At 61.7% G+C, this 16,812-nt stretch carries 14 protein-coding genes and 1 pseudogene; 11 read left to right on the plus strand and 4 right to left on the minus strand.

Annotation, left to right across the window (positions count from 1 at the left end):
• Positions 1-33 precede the first annotated feature (33 nt).
• The 3 genes from P0R31_RS19280 to P0R31_RS19290 form a co-directional block, all read right to left on the minus strand.
• Positions 34-681 carry an outer membrane beta-barrel protein gene (locus P0R31_RS19280; protein WP_275515537.1) on the minus strand — a complete coding sequence of 216 codons (648 nt, stop codon included), beginning with the start codon at positions 679-681 and terminating at the stop codon, positions 34-36.
• A 433-nt stretch (positions 682-1,114) separates the two neighbouring features.
• Positions 1,115-2,377: an arginine deiminase gene (gene arcA / locus P0R31_RS19285; RefSeq protein ID WP_275515538.1), complete on the minus strand. Its 1,263-nt coding sequence runs from the start codon at positions 2,375-2,377 to the stop codon at positions 1,115-1,117.
• A 25-nt stretch (positions 2,378-2,402) separates the two neighbouring features.
• Positions 2,403-3,836 (minus strand): basic amino acid/polyamine antiporter, encoded by a 1,434-nt coding sequence (locus P0R31_RS19290; RefSeq protein WP_275515540.1) that lies wholly within the window; start codon positions 3,834-3,836, stop codon positions 2,403-2,405.
• Positions 3,837-4,209: 373 nt separating this feature from the next.
• Here P0R31_RS19290 and P0R31_RS19295 point away from each other — a divergent pair, with 373 nt between their 5' ends.
• Positions 4,210-4,713: a DUF1269 domain-containing protein gene (locus tag P0R31_RS19295; RefSeq protein WP_275515542.1), complete on the plus strand. Its 504-nt coding sequence runs from the start codon at positions 4,210-4,212 to the stop codon at positions 4,711-4,713.
• 20 nt (positions 4,714-4,733) lie between these two features.
• Here the strand turns inward: P0R31_RS19295 and P0R31_RS19300 are convergent, their stop codons facing one another.
• Positions 4,734-5,447, minus strand: coding sequence for a Bax inhibitor-1/YccA family protein (locus P0R31_RS19300; protein WP_275515544.1), 714 nt, complete (start codon positions 5,445-5,447; stop codon positions 4,734-4,736).
• Between the two features lie 247 nt (positions 5,448-5,694).
• On the opposite strand from P0R31_RS19300, the gene P0R31_RS19305 reads away from it, so the two are divergent.
• The 10 genes and pseudogenes from P0R31_RS19305 to P0R31_RS19350 all read left to right on the plus strand — a co-directional run.
• Positions 5,695-5,976 (plus strand): DUF6894 family protein, encoded by a 282-nt coding sequence (locus P0R31_RS19305; protein ID WP_275515547.1) that lies wholly within the window; start codon positions 5,695-5,697, stop codon positions 5,974-5,976.
• Positions 5,977-6,065: 89 nt separating this feature from the next.
• Positions 6,066-7,505: a basic amino acid/polyamine antiporter gene (locus P0R31_RS19310; RefSeq protein ID WP_275515589.1), complete on the plus strand. Its 1,440-nt coding sequence runs from the start codon at positions 6,066-6,068 to the stop codon at positions 7,503-7,505.
• 302 nt (positions 7,506-7,807) lie between these two features.
• Positions 7,808-8,929: an AI-2E family transporter gene (locus P0R31_RS19315; RefSeq protein ID WP_275515549.1), complete on the plus strand. Its 1,122-nt coding sequence runs from the start codon at positions 7,808-7,810 to the stop codon at positions 8,927-8,929.
• 10 nt (positions 8,930-8,939) lie between these two features.
• A complete protein-coding gene (locus tag P0R31_RS19320) occupies positions 8,940-9,533 on the plus strand; it encodes a hypothetical protein (RefSeq protein ID WP_275515551.1) in 594 nt (197 codons plus the stop codon).
• Positions 9,534-10,019: a DUF992 domain-containing protein gene (locus tag P0R31_RS19325; protein ID WP_275515553.1), complete on the plus strand. Its 486-nt coding sequence runs from the start codon at positions 9,534-9,536 to the stop codon at positions 10,017-10,019. It abuts the gene before it with no gap.
• A gap of 217 nt (positions 10,020-10,236) precedes the next feature.
• On the plus strand, positions 10,237-10,713 hold the full coding sequence (locus tag P0R31_RS19330; RefSeq protein ID WP_430516843.1) for an HdeD family acid-resistance protein: 477 nt from the start codon (positions 10,237-10,239) through the stop codon (positions 10,711-10,713).
• 339 nt (positions 10,714-11,052) lie between these two features.
• Complete coding sequence (locus tag P0R31_RS19335) at positions 11,053-11,325, plus strand: hypothetical protein (RefSeq protein ID WP_275515556.1); 273 nt, start codon at positions 11,053-11,055, stop codon at positions 11,323-11,325.
• Between the two features lie 56 nt (positions 11,326-11,381).
• Complete coding sequence (locus P0R31_RS19340; protein ID WP_275515591.1) at positions 11,382-12,623, plus strand: efflux RND transporter periplasmic adaptor subunit; 1,242 nt, start codon at positions 11,382-11,384, stop codon at positions 12,621-12,623.
• Entirely contained in the window at positions 12,620-15,736 is a 3,117-nt protein-coding gene (locus P0R31_RS19345; protein ID WP_275515557.1) for an efflux RND transporter permease subunit, read from the plus strand. The genes P0R31_RS19340 and P0R31_RS19345 overlap by 4 nt, the downstream gene beginning before the upstream one ends.
• 892 nt (positions 15,737-16,628) lie before the next feature.
• A pseudogene (locus P0R31_RS19350) lies at positions 16,629-16,812 on the plus strand (hypothetical protein); the annotation flags it as partial.

Raw genomic sequence — 16,812 nt, forward strand, 5'->3', positions numbered from 1 at the left:
CGAAACACGCCTCAACGTCATCTTGCAGACCTCTCAAAAGGCAAAGTCGAGCCGGGGACCGATCCTGAGATCCCTGTAGCGCCGCACCATGACGTTCGATTCTCGCGCTTCGTACAGCACGGTCGTCGTCAGCGAAACGTTACTGGCGAAATTGTACTTCAGGCCGATATCCGCGGAGTAGATTTGATCCTGTCGTCCCCGGTTCAGCCCGTCGGTGAACCAGAAGGCTTCGAACAACGGGGTGCTCACGATCGACCATTTTGGATCGAGTTTGACCTCTATGCCGAGCAATGCATCGAAGCGCCAGCGGCGAGCTTCCGCGAGGTCGGAGAACCGGTAGGTCAGGAGCAACAGCGGTGAGAATGTCACATTGTTCACGCGGAAGTCGCGCGCCACCGAGCCCATCAAATCGTCCGACGTGAAAGCGAGATCGCGGTAGACCCCGTCGAAATCGTATCGATGCTCGTAGATGGCGGAGAAGCGCCAGCCGTTCCAATTCTCCGTCAGGCGCGCTCCCATCCGCGCCACCGCGGCGTTACCGTCCTTCTCTCTTGCAAAGGCGTCATATTGTGCGCGCGCATAGATCCGGTACGACAGGTCATCCGTGAGGTTGCCGTCCAGCCTGACGCTCACGTCGGGCTCGTAGAAGAAATCCGACCTGCGGTTGTCCCGGCTGAACAAGGCATTGTCCGTGAAGTTGGGTGTGACGGAGCCAACGACACTCCAGGACGGAGCGGAGTGATACGGTACGGGGCTGCTTGCCTTCAGCTCGGTGAGACCAGCGTCCGCGGCCCAAGCAGTGCCGGTTCCTTACAGCCCCAGGACCGCCAAAAGAGTTCTCGACCCGCGCATGGTGTTCCTCGATGGCTTTGCGTGCACCAGGAATCGCCTCAGATTGGGCGACGATTGTGGCGTGTTAGTGATATGATTCAAAATCAGTGATTGAATCGATCGATCGGCATTTCGGAAATTGCCGAAAGGTTCTCCCTCGCCGCCACGGAATAAACGCATGGAGCAACGCTGCGCTTGCGATCGACCGCGCACGTACAAGATGGGCGGAAGCGGCGCTCCATAATCGCCGGCTTCACGACCGAGCCCGGTCGATCCGCATGGTCTAGTAGTCCGCCGGATCCCTGATGATTGGACATGTCATGCAATGACCGCCGCCCCGGCCCCGACCGAGTTCTGCCCCGACGATGGTGATCACCTCGATCCCTTCCTTGCGCAGCAAGGTGTTGGTGTAGGTATTGCGGTCATAGGCGAACACCACGCCTGGGGAGGCGCAAACCAGATTGGCGCCGCTGTCCCATTGTGTGCGCTCGCGCATATAGGCGTTGCCCCCGGTCTCGATCACACGCAGCTTCTTCAGGCCAAGGGCTTCGGCGACGACGTCCACGAACGGCTTTTCATCCCTGCGCAGCTCGAGGCCGGCGGAATTGTCGGCCGGCCGGTAGGAGAACGCCGCAATGTTGTTGACGATATCGGGATACAGCAGAACGCAATCCCTGTCGGCGAACGTGAAGACGGTATCGAGATGCATCGCCGCACGGAGCTTCGGCATCGCAGCCACGATCACGCGCTCCGCCGCCTTCTTCTTGAACAAGGCGGCGGCGACCTGACTGATCGCCTGCCGCGAGGTGCGCTCGCTCAACCCGATCAGCACGTTGCCCTTGCCGATCGGCATTACGTCGCCGCCTTCCAATGTCGCAAGCCCGTGGTCCCGCGTCGGATCGCCCCACCAGACATTGACCTTGCTGGCGAAATCCGGATGGAACATGTAGATGGCTGCCGCAAGGATCGGCTCTTCGTGCCGCGCCGGCCAATAGAGCGAGTTCAGCGTCACCCCGCCGTAGATCCAGCAGGTCGTGTCCCGCGCATACAGCGTGTTGGGAAGCGGCGGCAGCAGATACTCGGTCATGCCGGCGGCCTCGCGGACGAGCTTGAGCATCTCGCCGCCATGGGCATCCGGGAAATCATGGGTCGAAACGCCCCCGATCAGCGTTTCGGCTAGATCACGCGGCTTGAGGCTTTCCAGGTAGCCTCGCAGCTCGTCGACGAGGCCGAGGCCGACCTGATCGGGAACGACCTGGTTGTCGAGAATCCACTTTCTGGCCTCGGGAATCGCGACCGTCTCCGCCAGCAGATTGTGCATCTCGACGACTTCGATCCCGCGGTCGCGCATCTTCTGCACGAAGTCGAAGTGATCGCGCTTGGCGTTTTCGACCCACAGCACATCGTCAAATAGCAGGGTGTCGCAGTTGGACGGCGTAAGGCGCTGATGTGCGCGGCCGGGTGAGCAGACCATCACTTTCCGGAGCTGACCGACCTCCGAATGGACCCCGAAGGAAACCGAGCTGTCCGACGCCTGCTTTGCCATGGGAATTCTCCCGGAGTTGCCTTGCCTAGATGGTGATGTAGCCGGTGGCCAATCCGTGGATCCCGACAGCAGCTCCGACGGCGGCGGCGATGAAGATGACCCACTCGACGGCCGTAAAAATCCTCGCCTTCTGCTCCAGACGCGCCCAAAAGTAGAGTGCCGTGCCCGGCGCATAGAGGATCAAGGACAGCAGCAGGAACTTCATTCCGGCGGCATAGATCAGGAACAGCGTGTAGACGACAGCAATGCCGGCGAAGATCATGTCACGCGTTCTGTCGCTGCTGCCTTTCCCATAGGTCTCGCCTCCCCTGGCGAGCAAGAGCCCAAAGGCTGCGACGAGGAAGAACGGGATCAGCGACATCACGCTCGTCAGATTGAGCATCAATGCGAATGCATCCTGAGACCAATAGGTGCTGATGACGAAGAGCTGAACGATCGCATTGGTGAGCCAAAGCGCCGCGGCCGGTACCTTGTTCGCATTTTCCGTGCCGAACAGGGCTGGCATGTCCCTGGTCCGGCCGGCGGCGGAGAGCACCTCGGCGCAAATCAACGACCAGGCCAGATAGGCCCCCAGCACCGACACCAGAAGCCCCACACTGACGAAGATCGCGCCCCAATGTCCGACGACCGCCTCCAGCACCGTCGCCATTGACGGCTGACGCATGCCGGCAATCTCGGCTCTGGGAAGCACAGCGTAGGGTAACATGGTCACGAGCACCATCAGGCTCGTCACGATCGTAAACCCCAGAATGGTCGCGGCGCCGACATGCGCACGTTCCTTGGCGTAGCGTGAATAGACGCTGGCGCCTTCGATGCCGAGAAAGACAAATACGGTAACCAGCATGGTCGCGCGAATCTGCTCGAACAAGCCCTTGTCCGGCATGCCCTCTCCGCCCCAGAAATTCGCTTGAAACAGTTCCGCCTTGAACCCGACGATCAGGATGATGATGAAGACGAGGATCGGCACGATCTTCGCGATCGTCACGATGGTGTTAATCGCCGCCGCCTGCTGCACACCGCGCAGAATCATGAAATGGAACAGCCATATTCCGATCGAGGCGACGACGATCGCGATCACGGTGTTGCCGTCCCCGAAGACCGGGAAGAAAGCGCCCAGCGTCGACTTGATCAGCACCCAATAGGAGACGTTGCCGATGCAGCTGCCTACCCAGTATCCGAATGCGGACAGGAAACCGGGATAGTCGCCAAACCCCTCCTTCGCATAGGCATAGACGCCGGCATCGAGCTCGGGCTTTCGTTCCGCCAGCGCCTGGAACACCCGCGCGAGGGTGTACATGCCGCCGCCCGCGATGCACCAGGCGAAGATGGCTCCGAACGGTCCGGTGGCGATACCGAAGGTTCTCGGCAGGGAGAAGATGCCCGAGCCGACCATTGAGCCGACCACCATCCCGGTCAAGGCGAACAGCGAGAGCTTTTGGATTGATGGGTTCGCGGTCATGTGAGGACCTCGCCACACGATGGTGCGCGACAGTTCCACGATCGACTGCCCGACCGCTCGCACGATGCGCCTTGATCCCGGCTCGGAATATCGGGTGATCACCTAGTCCGGGATAGGGAATCTCCTCGCCGGGAAGCGAACATCTAACGTCAGACATTCTTCACCGCCCATGGTTCGTGACCGCGTGGCACGGGAGCTCAGCGTCAGCTAGCGAAAGCTAGATCCGATTTCCCCTAGGTGATGATCAAGAAAATTCATCCTGCACGCCTAGGGTTTTATCCGATGCCGCGCCGGCGGACCGACAGCTAATCTTTAAGCGTGTCTCGCCGGGCTACAGGTCTGGCCCGCAGAACTCGACCAGTAGGAGGCTTGCATGTCCGACCTAGTAGCGATCGTGTATCCATCCGAGGCGAAGGCCGAAGAAGTGCGTCAACGGCTGCTCAGGCTGCAGAAGGAATATCTAATCACAATCAGCGACGCGGTGATCGCAGTGAAAACAGATGCCGGTGGCATCAAGCTCAACCAGCTCGTCAACACAACGGCGATGGGCGCGATGACCGGGAGTTTCTGGGGCCTTCTGATAGGCGTGATCTTCCTCAATCCGATCCTCGGCGTCGCGGTCGGCGCCGCATCCGGTGCGCTTGGCGGCGCCCTGGCCGATTTCGGCATTGACGATGCCTTCATGAAGGAATTGTCTGCGTCGCTCCACACCGGCAACGCCGCCTTGTTCGTCCTGATCAAGAACATGACGGCAGACAAGGTGCTGAAGGAGATCAAGGACGCCGGGGGGACCGTGCTGAAGACGTCCCTGGATGACAGCAAGGAACAGGCCCTGCGCGACGCGCTCGCGAGCGCAGCCGAACGGCCGGCGGCCTGACTGGCCGCCTTGAGCCCCGCTCAGCGCCGACCACCGGCGAGGCGCAGCAGCATCATGAACAGGTTGATGAAGTTGAGGTAGAGCGACAGCGCCGAAATCACGGACTTGCGGCCGGCCGACGTTTCATCATCCTTGCCGTCGTACATCGCCTTGATCCGCTGCGTGTCGTAGGCCGTGAGCCCAGCAAAGACGCCGACGCCCACGACCGAGATCAGCCAGTCCAGTCCGGAAGACTGCAGGAAGAGGTTGACCAGGCTGGCAATGATGACGCCGATCAGGCCCATGAACAAGAAGGTGCCCAGACTGGACAGGTCGCGCCGTGTGGTGTAGCCGAATACGCTGAGTGCCCCGAACGTCGCGGCTGCGATAAAGAAGACGCGTGTGATCGACGCACTGGTGTAGATGTGGAACAGCGTGGAAAGCGACACGCCAACCAGTGCGGCATAGATGAAGAACAGAAGCCGTGCGGTCGCCACCGACAGCGTATTGATACGCGAGCCGATGAAGAAGACCAGCGCAAGCGGCGCCAGGATGAAGACCCACATCAACGGGCTCTGAAGCAAGGCCGGACCAGTCAGCTGATAGGTCAGCCACGCGACGACGGCGGTCAGGCCGACGCCTGCGGTCATGTAGTTGTAGATGCGCAGCATGTAGTCACGCAACCCGGTGTCCACCGCGACTGTGTCACCACCGCCCGCACTCGAGGCCACCAGGTTCTGATCATAATTTGACATTGCTCGTCTCCTCTCAGAGCTTGTTGACGGAGCCACGCTATCTCTCGGGCGCAGGGGATGGCATCGGACAATCACCCGAACGCCGTCGGGGAAACCACCCTGTTGCCGCCGCAATTTCTGCCGCAGCGACGATCCTGCGCATTACAAAGTGGCAACCTGGAACCGCTGCTCACTGTCCTCCTTTTGCAGGAGGCGCCTTACGCGTTTGTCACTAGGAGATGATCGCGGCGCGGCCTAATCGGCTGACATGCGCTATTATTTTCACATCGTCGATAAATACGGTCTCACCCCCGATGGGATCGGTTGCGAATATTCCGATCAGGATGCGGCAGTTCTGCACGCCCGACGCATTGCGGCCGAGCTCGCGAAGGCCGGTGAATTCTGCCGTGCCGGCGTCGTGCTTTTGGCAGCCGCTCCCGGGCCATCATCGAGACCCGGCGAAGGCGCGGCTGCCCCACCGCAACGGCATGCAGGCGGCGCAGAACCGACTGGCCATTTCCTGCCCTTGCTTCCTACAGAGAATCCCTGATGTGCGAGCGGGAAAGCCGCCTCTAAGGTCTTCGCCGGGATCGAGCGGCATCAGTGCCCGCCGATCGCGGATTGGAAGGCCACCTTGCCATGGCTTCGTTGCCGAACGAGGTCGACCAAAAACTCTCGCGCAATCTGCTGATCGCGCTCGTGGTGGGGTCGATGGTCGGCTCCGGCATTTTCGCACTCCCTGCATCATTCGGGCGGACCACGGGTGCACTCGGCGCGATGATCGCCTGGACGATCGCCGGCACCGGCATGCTGATGCTGGCCTTCGTGTTCCAGACCTTGTCACACCGCAAGCCGGACCTCGACGCCGGCATCTATGCCTACGCCAGGGCTGGGTTCGGCGAGTATATCGGCTTCGCTTCGGCCGTGGGGTACTGGATCGGATGCTGCCTTGCAGATGTTGCCTGTCTCGTCTTGATCAAGGCAACACTCGGACAGTTCTTTCCTGTCTTCGGTGACGGCACGACGGCGGTAGCGATCGCTTCGGCGTCCGTCCTGCTGTGGGGCGTGCACGTTCTGCTGCTGCGCGGCATCAAGAACGCCGCCACGCTCAATACGATCGCGACCTACGCGAAGATCATTCCGATCCTGCTTTTCATCGCCGCCGCCGCCATCGCCTTTGATGGCAGGCTTTTCTCCATGAACTTCGCGGGAACGGAGCAGCCGGAGCATTCAGATGTGCTCACTCAGGTTCGCGGCACGATGCTGCTGACCGTATTCGTCTTCGTCGGGATTGAAGGCGCCAGTGTCTACTCCCGCTATGCCCTGAGCCGAAACGATGTTGGGTTCGCAACCGTTGCCGGCTTTCTGACGGTGCTTAGCCTGCTCGTTCTTGTGACGCTGCTATCCTATGGCGTGCTGCTACGACCGGAGCTGGCGGATCTGCCGACGCCATCCATGGCCGGCGTCATGGAAGCGATCGTCGGCCGCTGGGGCGGCATGTTCATCAGCGTGGCACTCCTGATCTCGGTCCTCGGCAACTACCTGTCCTGGTCACTATTGGCCGCTGAGGTGCTGCATTCCGCCGCGGTCCATCGTACAATGCCCTCCTTTCTCGCAACGGTGAACGCGCACAAGGTGCCTTCTGGAGCGCTCTGGCTCACCAACTGCGTCATCCAAACCTTCCTTCTGGTCACCTGGTTTGCGGAATACGCATTCACGCTCGCCTTGAAGATGACGAGCGCAATGACGCTGATCCCATATTTATTTGTTGCGGCCTACGGTCTCAAGCTCGCCTGGACCGGCGAGACCTACCGCACTGGCGAGCGCGCGCGTGTTGGTGATTGGATCCGCTCTGCTGTTGCGACGCTCTATGCGGCCGGCATGATCTACGCAGGCGGGCCAAAGTTTCTCTTGCTGTCCTCGATCCTCTATGCACCCGGCACGCTGCTGTTCCTTATTGCCAAGCGCGAGCGCAAGGAGGCTGCGTTTAGGCCGTTCGAGGCAATCCTCTTTGCCGCGATCACGATCGCAGCATGTGCCGGCGTGTACGCACTGTCCACCGGAGCCATTTCGATTTGATTTTTTCCCAGGCAGCATGGAGGCGAGAATGAGCATTCGAACCATCTGGGGCGCTCTGCTCCTAAGCGGGTTGATGACGGTTTCCGTATCTCCAACCCTGTTGCTGGCTCAGTCCACCGACAAGGCGATAGCGCCGAGGGACACCGGCGTATCGGCGAAGGAGTAGCGCCTAACACCAACACAAACCCGACCAAGCACCGCTACTGGCGTCATCGCGGCGGAAAGCATCCGCATTTCGGCAGCCGTCGAATCCGCACCTAGGTGCCGCGAACGATCATCCACCCTCGCAATTGGACCGATCCATGAGCGATTCCAGGACAGGGCCAGAGCGGCTTCGCGAACTCGTTCCGCGCGACGATTCCAGCGGCCTGCCGGAGCAAGCCGGGCGCGGCATTCTCGCGACTGCGCTCAGCCTGCTCGCTGCCTGCGTCCTCCTGTTTCTGGCGTGGCAGACAGTGTCCAGTCTCCTGCTCATCTTTGCAGGCGTGTTGTTCGGCGCATTTCTGGATGCCTGCGCAAGGGCGCTGGCCCCGGTCCTTCCGTTCGCTCGCGTCTGGCGGCTGACGATCGTCCTGCTGCTGTTCTCCGCCCTGTCGGGATTTGGAGTGGTATGGGGCGCGGGCAAGCTACCGGAGCAGACGCGCCTCCTCTCGAAGGTCATGGACAGCCAGATCGACGTCCTGCAGGAGCATCTCTTGTCATACGGCGTCGACCTGCTCGGCCCGGAATGGGGCCGCGATTTTGCGCAATGGCTGTTCTCCGATCAGGGGCGCTTTCTTAGCCACGCTCAATTCGTGCTCGGCGGAGCTTCGAGTCTTCTGACCGGCGCGTTAGTCATCCTGTTTCTCGGAATTCTCTTCGCCTTCGATCCGATCAGCCATCGCGAAAGCCTGGTCATGTTGGTGAAGCGACCCTACCGCCCGCGAACAAGAGCGGTCATGGACGAGATGGGCAGCGTGATGCGGTTGTGGTTGATCGGGCAGTTCATCCGTGTCGTTCTCATGACGCTGTGCGTCTGGGTCGCACTCTATCTGATCGGGCTACCCGGACCACTTGTGCTCGGGCTGCAGGCGGGCTTGTCGAACTTCATTCCATACCTCGGACCGATCGTGGCGGCACTTCCGATCGCGCTGGTCGCAATGCCACTCGGCGGCTCGCTGCTGATTTGGGCCGTTCTCATCTACACAATCATCCAGTCGATCGAGGGCTATGTGATCGGCCCATTGATCCACCGTCAAGCGGTCGAGATCCCCCCCGCCTGGACACTGGTCGCGATTGTCATGCTTGGCGCGCTGTTCGGGATCCTGGGCATCGCGATGGCCATGCCCCTGGTCGCGATCGGCCGCGTCGCAATCATTCGGTTCTACGTCGAGGACTATCTCGGCGACGAGCCCAGGCCGACGTTCAGCAGCAAGAAAGCGTGAGTGGATGGCCATGAGCGACACCGATGTACCACGCAACGAGGGCACGGAGACCCCCTCGCCGCAATCCTGGATGGCCCATTTCCTGTGGGAGCAACTCCCCTATGTGGTGGCGTTGGTGCTCGCCGTCGCAGGCGTCGCCTACACCAACGTCTCCCACCAGCCTCTCGTCGGTTACTGGGAATTCCTGGCGCTTGCCATCGGCGTGGTCTGCGTCGTCACGAAGTGGCCTGTGACGCAGGGCAAGGATGCCCAGCTCCGATTGATCTGGACCCAGGCTCTGCACTGGATTGCCGTCCTGGTCGCGATGAACGTCATGTTGATGTCAGGCGTCCAGCAACTGCTTCCGACGCCAGCAACGGGCTTGGTTCTGCTGACCTTGCTCGCGCTCGGCACGTTCCTCGCGGGCGTCAGCCTTCTGTCGCTACAAATCTCATTCCTTGGCCTGGCGATGGGCGTGACCGTCCCGGCGATATCCTGGCTAAAGCAGTCTGTCTTCTTCTTCCTGCTGGGTGCGGTGCTGCTGATCGGCCTCGGCATCACGTTCTGGCTCCGCCAAGACCGTCGGCCGACGTCCGCGTCCATGAACAACCAGATGGAGGCTTGAATGCCAATGAAGCGGTTCCTCTCCGTTGCCGCGTGCGCGTTGCTCTGCACCGCCGCCTCGCCCGCCCGCGCGGACATGTTCCGGGTCGGCCGACTGTTGTGCCTCAGTTCCCCCCGCGTGGGCTTGATCCTCGGATCGACGCAATCGCTGCGTTGTACTTTCTTCTACGCACGCAGACCCCCGCGACAATACATCTATGAGGGCCGCATAAGGCGCGTTGGGCTCGACCTGGGAGTAACGTCGGCGGGTACTCTCTCCTGGGCCGTCTTCGCGAAGAATTCCCGGATCGGTTCCGGTACGCTGCGAGGAAACTATGTGGGCGCAAGCGGCAGTATCGCAGTCGGCCCGGGCCTTGGAGCCAACGTCCTGATTGGCGGCTCGCGCCGCAGCGTGATGTTGCAGCCACTGTCGATCGAGAGGTCCATCGGAATAAACCTCGCGGCGGGCGTGACCAACCTGACATTGGGTTCGCGCGGCCGGCCGTAGGTCGTTCGGGGGAATCCCTCCATGACCCCCATACGAACATTCCGCACGCTCGCTCAGGGTTTCGTCGGATGTCGACGCTCCGGTTCAGAAGCTACCGTGGCGTAGGGGTAGCGATCTAATAGATCAGGAGCGTGGCATGACAGTCTATGACAGCCGGTCCGGCATCGCAGCTCTGGGCCCTCCACCCCTGTGGGTCTGCGCTCTCCTTGGCCTCGTCATGATCGCCGCCGGTATCGCAGCTCTCAGCGATGTGGCGTTCGCAACCATCATCAGCGTGAAGTTGATCGGACTCACGGCAATCGCGGCCGGCGCGTTCGAGATCGCCCACGCCTTCTGGACCAAAGGATGGGGCGGCTTCCTGTGGCAGATCCTGCTCGGCGCTCTCTACGCGGCCTTCGGGCTCGTGCTGTTGACCCAACCCGCCTCCGGCGCACTGATCCTCACTTATTTTCTTGGCGCGGTCCTGATTGCCTCAGGTGTCATTCGATGCATGCTGAGCTTTGCCCATTGGGGCCAGAGCGGATGGATGATGTTGATCTCCGGCGCATTCGGGTTGGTCGCGGGTGCGTTGACCCTGTTCAGCTTCCCCACCATCAGTCCGTGGCTCCTCGGATTCCTGCTTGGCGTTGACCTGATCTCGCACGGCCTCGCCTGGCTCCTCTATGCGTTTCAGTCCGCGCGGCGGACTGCATAACATAAGGAGAAGAAGATGATGGATCCTCCCACCCGCCGCGCTTTTCTTGGTCTTGCTCAAAATACCGTAGCTGCCGTGGCGATAGGCGCCATCGGCGTCCGCTTCATTGCGGTCGCGGATGCGATGCCGATCGCACCCGACATCGGCCAGACTGGAGGGCCGTCGGATCTATTGACGCAAGCCCAATGGGGACCGCCGCCTCATCCTAGCTGGCGCCGCCGGCGGCCGCGCAGCCGCCGCTGGGTTTGCTGGTGGCATCGCGGACGTCGTCGCTGCGGATGGCAGTGGCGCTAGGCCTACCTAGCGCGATCCAAAGGCAGCCGAAGGGTTGTAAAAGCCATGCAGCCCCAACAGAAGATGGAGGAGATCGTGCGCCACGCCAATATGTGGCTTCTTGGAGCCATTCTCGCAGCGCTTCTCGTTGTGGCAACTTGGTATACCGTGGCGGTATGGCAGGAAACGCCATCAATGCCTTTTTATCGCAACGTCATCCTGACGGGGGCTGCCATCCTGATGCTGGTGTCCGGCTGCGGCCTGATCGCACTGATGTTCTACAGCCGCCGCAAGGGTTACGACGAGCCCGTGCGCAGCGATCGAACACCGCAGGAGTAACGAAGACACCGGTGAAGCGCCGGCCCGGTCCTAATCCCGGTTGCAAGGAGCGGACCATGAACCTTGCTGGCGTCTCGATCAGGTTGCTGACGGCAATTCTCCTGACGATCCTCATCGGCGGGCTGGCCCGGAGCCAACCCGCCACGTCGGGCCCACCCGCGGTCGGCGTTGTGGAAGCGACAAGGCGACCGATCATCGAGAGGAGTGAGTTTCTCGGGCGGATCGAGGCGATCAATCGGGTCGATGTCGTTGCGCGCGTCACCGCATTTCTGGAACGGCGCCTGTTCGAGGAAGGCGCCGAGATCAGCAAAGGCGATGAGCTCTACCGGCTCGAGCGTGGTCCGTTCGAAGCGGATCTGGCGTCGAAACTGGCGCAGGTGGCGCAGCTTCAGGCGACACTCGAGAATGCCAAACAGACGACGGAACGTGCGCGGACCTTGCTCGGAGGCCCTGCCGGGCAACAGTCCACCTACGACGCCGCCATCGCGAACCAGCTCAGCCTCGAAGCCCAGGTCCAGGCGGCACAAGCCCAGGTCCAGGCCTCCCGGATCAACCTCAACTACACAAAAATCAGTGCCCCGATTGCCGGCAAGATCGGACGCACGGCATTGACGGAAGGCAACGTCGTCGGCCCAAGCTCGGGCGTGCTGACCACCATCGTTAGCCAGGACCCGATGTACGTCACCTTCCCCGTACCGCTGCGCCAAGCACTGGAACTACGGGAGCGATACGGGCCGCAAGGCGGCCTGGAGGCCGTCGTCATCAGGCTGCGACTGCCCGACGGCCGCATGTACGGCCGGTCCGGCAAACTGAATTTCGTCGACAACACCATTGCCCAGAACACCGACACGATCACCGTGCGCGGCGAGATCGGTAATCCCATCCTGCGGGCGTCCTCGGCGCCCGGGGTCACCGTTCACGAGCTGACCGACGGCGAGTTCGTGACGGTCGTGCTGGAGGGGGTCCAGCCGATCGAGGTGCTGGCGATCCCGCGCTCCGCCGTGCTCTCCGATCAGCAGGGCGATTATGTTCTCGCTGTCGGCGCCGACAACAAGGCCGAGCAACGCCGCATCCAGCTCGGGCAATCGACGCCGACCATCGCGGCCGTCATCGCCGGGCTCGCGGCCGGCGACAGGGTGATCGTCGAAGGACTGCAGCGGGTTCGCCCCGGCCAGGTCGTTTCGCCGGGGCCGGCAAGCCCGATGATTCTGTCGAGCATGAAGGCTTCGGATGGTGCGGCTCCGCAGGCAGCTCCCGGCACCTCTGGCAAAGCCGGCCGGGCGGACGACAAGCCATGATGTCCGCGGTCTTCATCGATCGTCCCCGGCTTGCGATGGTGATCGCCTTCATCATCACCATCGCCGGCGCACTCGCGCTGATGCAGATCCCGGTGGCGCAATTTCCGGACATCGTGCCGCCACAAGTCACGGTCTCAGGTACCTTCCCCGGTGCATCCGCCGAAGTGGTCGAGAGCAGCGTTGCCCAGCCCCTGGAGGCACAGATCATCGGCGTCGACCGCGCGGTCTACATGAAATCGACCAGCGCCAGCGACGGCAGCTACACACTGACAGTTTCGTTCGCCCTCGGCACCAACCCCGACATCAACACCGTCAATGTCAACAACCGCGTGCAGAGCGCGCTGTCGCAATTGCCGACCGAAGTGCAGCAACAGGGGGTGACGGTCCGCAAGCGGTCCTCGTCGATCCTGCAATTCCTCGTGCTCTACAGCGCCAATGGCTTGCATGATCCGCTTTTCATCACGAACTACGCAATCATCAACGTGCTCGATGCGATCGCCAGCACTCCGGGCGTCGGCCAGGCCAATCTGTTCGCCAAGATGAACTACTCGATGCGGATCTGGTTCGACACGCAGCGGCTCACCAGCCTCAATCTCACGCCGTCTGACGTCATTGCCGCAATTCGCACGCAAAGCGTCCAGGCGCCGGTCGGCCGCATCGGCGCGCGCCCGATCGGCGAGGACCAGCAATTCCAGTTCAATGTGCAGACCCAGGGCAGGCTCGCCACCGTCGATCAGTTCGCCAACATCGTGCTGCGCGCCAACCCGGACGGCTCGTCCCTGTTGGTGAAGGACGTTGCCCGGGTTGAGATGGGCGCGCAAAATCTCGACAGCGAAGCGCGGATCGACGGACGCGCGGCCGTTCCGGTCGCGATCTATCTGGCGCCGGGCGCCAATGCGGTGACCACCGCACAAGCCGTGGCGGCGACCATGCAGCGGCTGTCGCAGCACTTCCCCGCCGGGCTGAGCTACCTCGTGCAATACGATTCCACGAGCTTCGTGCGCGACACCATCGCGGAGGTCTTGAAGACGCTGGGCGAGGCCTTCGTGCTGGTGGTGATCGTGGTGTACCTCTTCCTCGGCAATCTCCGGGCCACAGTGATTCCGGCGATTGCCGTTCCGGTGAGCCTGATCGGCACATTCGCCGTCCTGCTGCTCCTGGGTTATTCCGCCAATACGGTGTCCCTGCTGGCGATGGTGCTCGCGATCGGCATCGTCGTGGACGATGCCATTGTCGTCGTCGAGAACGTCGAGCGGGTCATGCAGGAGGAGCCTGACCTTTCTCCGACCGAGGCCAGCAAGAAGGCCATGACTGAGATCACCGCGCCGATCGTTGCGATCACCCTGGTGCTGCTGTCGGTCTTCGTACCCATTGCATTCATTCCGGGCGTTTCCGGAACTCTGTTTCGCCAGTTCGCGGTGACGATCAGCGCCGCGATGATGATTTCGGCGTTGAACGCGCTGACACTGTCGCCCGCGCTGTGCGCGCTGCTTCTGCGCCACACAGGTCCCAGACGCGGCATCATGGGCCGCGTCCTCGTCTCCATCGACTGGATGCGTGACCGTTACAGCAGCGGCGTCCGCCGCCTCGTGCGCATGGCCAGCCTCTCCGTGCTGCTCGTCGTGCTCCTTGCCGCCGGCATCTTCGGCATGTCGCTGATCACGCCGATGGGTTTCCTGCCCGAGGAAGATCAGGGCGCCTTCTTCACTTCGGTGCAATTGCCGGACGGCGCGTCGGTGGCGCGAACCAACGAGGTCACCCGAGAGCTCGAAGACATCTTGAAGCAGATGCCGGCTGTCGACCACGTTCTCGCCATCGTCGGTTTTTCCCTGCTCGACGGTGCCTCCCAATCGAACAGCGCCCTGGTCGTGACGCGCCTGAAGCCATTTGCCGACCGCAGGGCAGCAACGGAGTCTGCGCAAGCACTGATCGGGCAGGCCTTCGCCGCCGGCGCGCAGATCCGACAGGCCAATGTGCTGCCGTTCAACCTGCCACCGATCATCGGTCTCTCCACCGGCGGCGGGTTCGAATACCAGCTCCAGGCCCTGGAAGGACAGAGCCCGGCCGAGATCTCGAGCGTCACAAACGCGCTGATCGGCGCCGCCAACGCCGATTCCCGTCTGGCGCGCGTCTTTTCAACTTTCACTGCGACCAATCCGTCGATCCATCTCGACATCGACCGTGGCAAGGCGCAGGCGCTCGGCGTGGGGATCAGCGACATCTTCACCGCCCTGCAGGCGACGCTCGGCGGCATCTACGTCAACAACTTCAATCGGTTTGGCCGCACCTGGCAGGTCAACGTCCAGGGCGAAGCGTTCGATCGCAGCGATATCTCGGACATATGGCGCATCTATCTGCGCAATAGTACCGGGCAGATGGTGCCGATCAGATCACTGGCTGGGGTCAGGATCGTGACCGGGCCCCAGGTGATCACCCGCTACAACAATTACCGCTCGGTGACGGTGAACGGCAGCCCGGCGCGCGGAGTCTCCTCGGGCACCGCGATGGCCGCAATGGCCGATGTCTCCAGCGCCGTACTGCCTGCCGGCTACAGTTTTGCGTGGACCGGCACCGCCTATCACGAGCAACAGGCTGCTGGCCAGACCGGCATCGTGCTGATGCTTGCGGTGCTGTTTGCCTACTTATTCTTGGTGGCGCTCTATGAGAGCACAGTGATCCCTATTCCGGTACTTCTGTCCGTCGTCGTCGGCGTGCTGGGCTCCTATGTCGGCATGAAGCTCGCCGGCCTCAATCTCGACCTTTACGGCCAAATCGGGCTTGTGGTGTTGATTGCGCTCGCCGCCAAGAACGGGATTCTGATCGTCGAATTCGCCAAGGAGCAACGCGAAGCTGGCGTGGCGCTCGAAGACGCTGCGGTCCGAGGCGCCCACATGCGCTTCCGCGCGGTCATGATGACCTCCGTTGCCTTCATTCTTGGTCTCGTGCCGCTCGTGATCGCGACCGGCGCTGCGGAGCTCAGCCGCAGGGCTGTCGGTACAGCCGTGTTTGCAGGCATGCTCGCGGCGAGCTCGATCGGAATCTTCCTGGTGCCGATGCTATTTGTGACTTTCCAGCGGGTCCGCGAACGATTGAAGATCGGCGCCAATGGTTAGCCACTACGTCGTCCCGGCGAACCTTCGGAGGGCAGATCCTAACCTCGCCGAACTCGGAAGAAGCGCTCTCGCGGGGGACCCTGAATTGCGCCGACGCTCATGAAGGCACTGACGCTTACTGCCTCTGGCAGTGACGGTACTCGCCAGCGGTCGCTATCTTCGGCGCACAGGCATTTTGAGCAGATGCGTCCGCATCAACGTCCGAAGAAGCTCCGCGGCAGCTCAGAGAGCATGCTCAGATATCCTCCGTGAGATTCTGCATAATCTCCCGGTGCACACGTGGTGCACACGCCGCCTCCTAACCTATTCAAAAACTTGACATCTCGCTCCAATCCATCATCGGAGCGACCGAGCTGCTGCCCACTGATGCCGGCTGGCAGCAGAAATCGCGCCGGGCAATGGCAGCAACTCAAGAACCCGAACTCTTAGTGATGACTCGGGTGAGCCCATCGCATCGCCAAGTTCCGGTTGATCGCTGCTCAAAAGCCCGTTTGAACAACAGCTGCTCAAACGGTTTTTCTCGCCAAGTCATTGATTTGCTTGGTGGGCGCACCAGGGCTCGAACCTGGGACCCGCTGATTAAGAGTCAGCCTTGGGTTGAGAACAATCAATGACTTGCTGGTCGCACGACCGGGCTTATCCGACTGAAAGTGGGCGTTCGTCGCACGATCAAAGTGCTGCATTTCACCGGCTACCATCCGCGCGGTCGGAGCATCCGCGGGGTAAACCCTGGCATCTGGTTGGCGCCGTATCTCTTGCAAGCTACCGTTAGAGCGGCTCACGCGACGGATTGGACCCTTTTCCGTTCCGATTGATCGGATCCTCGGGTACTCTCATTCCGCCGCGTCGGCGGAACTGGCGGAGTTGATAGATGGCTGCATGGAGAGCGGAGATGGGCCGGCTCGATAAGCAGATGAATCCGTTCCAGCCTGCCGCGCATCTGACGACGGCGGATCGAGTCCCCGACAATCCTGGGCTTGAGCAAGTCGACACGTCGTCGTCCGTTGAACCGGCCCGAGAGAGAGCCGCCTCGTCGCCCGCGCATTTTGGGTCGGGCCGGTTCAACGGACGACGAC

Source organism: Bradyrhizobium yuanmingense, from assembly GCF_029167105.1.
GTDB classification, from domain to species: Bacteria; Pseudomonadota; Alphaproteobacteria; order Rhizobiales; family Xanthobacteraceae; genus Bradyrhizobium; species Bradyrhizobium yuanmingense_A.

Bases quoted from the DNA above. Each gene is read 5' to 3' on its own strand.
- arcA (WP_275515538.1), bottom strand. From the start codon at position 2,377: ATGGCAAAGCAGGCGTCGGACAGCTCGGTTTCCTTCGGGGTCCATTCG.
- P0R31_RS19290 (WP_275515540.1), bottom strand. From the start codon at position 3,836: ATGACCGCGAACCCATCAATCCAAAAGCTCTCGCTGTTCGCCTTGACC.
- P0R31_RS19295 (WP_275515542.1), top strand. From the start codon at position 4,210: ATGTCCGACCTAGTAGCGATCGTGTATCCATCCGAGGCGAAGGCCGAA.
- P0R31_RS19300 (WP_275515544.1), bottom strand. From the start codon at position 5,447: ATGTCAAATTATGATCAGAACCTGGTGGCCTCGAGTGCGGGCGGTGGT.
- P0R31_RS19305 (WP_275515547.1), top strand. From the start codon at position 5,695: ATGCGCTATTATTTTCACATCGTCGATAAATACGGTCTCACCCCCGAT.
- P0R31_RS19310 (WP_275515589.1), top strand. From the start codon at position 6,066: ATGGCTTCGTTGCCGAACGAGGTCGACCAAAAACTCTCGCGCAATCTG.
- P0R31_RS19315 (WP_275515549.1), top strand. From the start codon at position 7,808: ATGAGCGATTCCAGGACAGGGCCAGAGCGGCTTCGCGAACTCGTTCCG.
- P0R31_RS19320 (WP_275515551.1), top strand. From the start codon at position 8,940: ATGAGCGACACCGATGTACCACGCAACGAGGGCACGGAGACCCCCTCG.
- P0R31_RS19325 (WP_275515553.1), top strand. From the start codon at position 9,534: ATGCCAATGAAGCGGTTCCTCTCCGTTGCCGCGTGCGCGTTGCTCTGC.
- P0R31_RS19330 (WP_430516843.1), top strand. From the start codon at position 10,237: ATGATCGCCGCCGGTATCGCAGCTCTCAGCGATGTGGCGTTCGCAACC.
- P0R31_RS19335 (WP_275515556.1), top strand. From the start codon at position 11,053: ATGCAGCCCCAACAGAAGATGGAGGAGATCGTGCGCCACGCCAATATG.
- P0R31_RS19340 (WP_275515591.1), top strand. From the start codon at position 11,382: ATGAACCTTGCTGGCGTCTCGATCAGGTTGCTGACGGCAATTCTCCTG.
- P0R31_RS19345 (WP_275515557.1), top strand. From the start codon at position 12,620: ATGATGTCCGCGGTCTTCATCGATCGTCCCCGGCTTGCGATGGTGATC.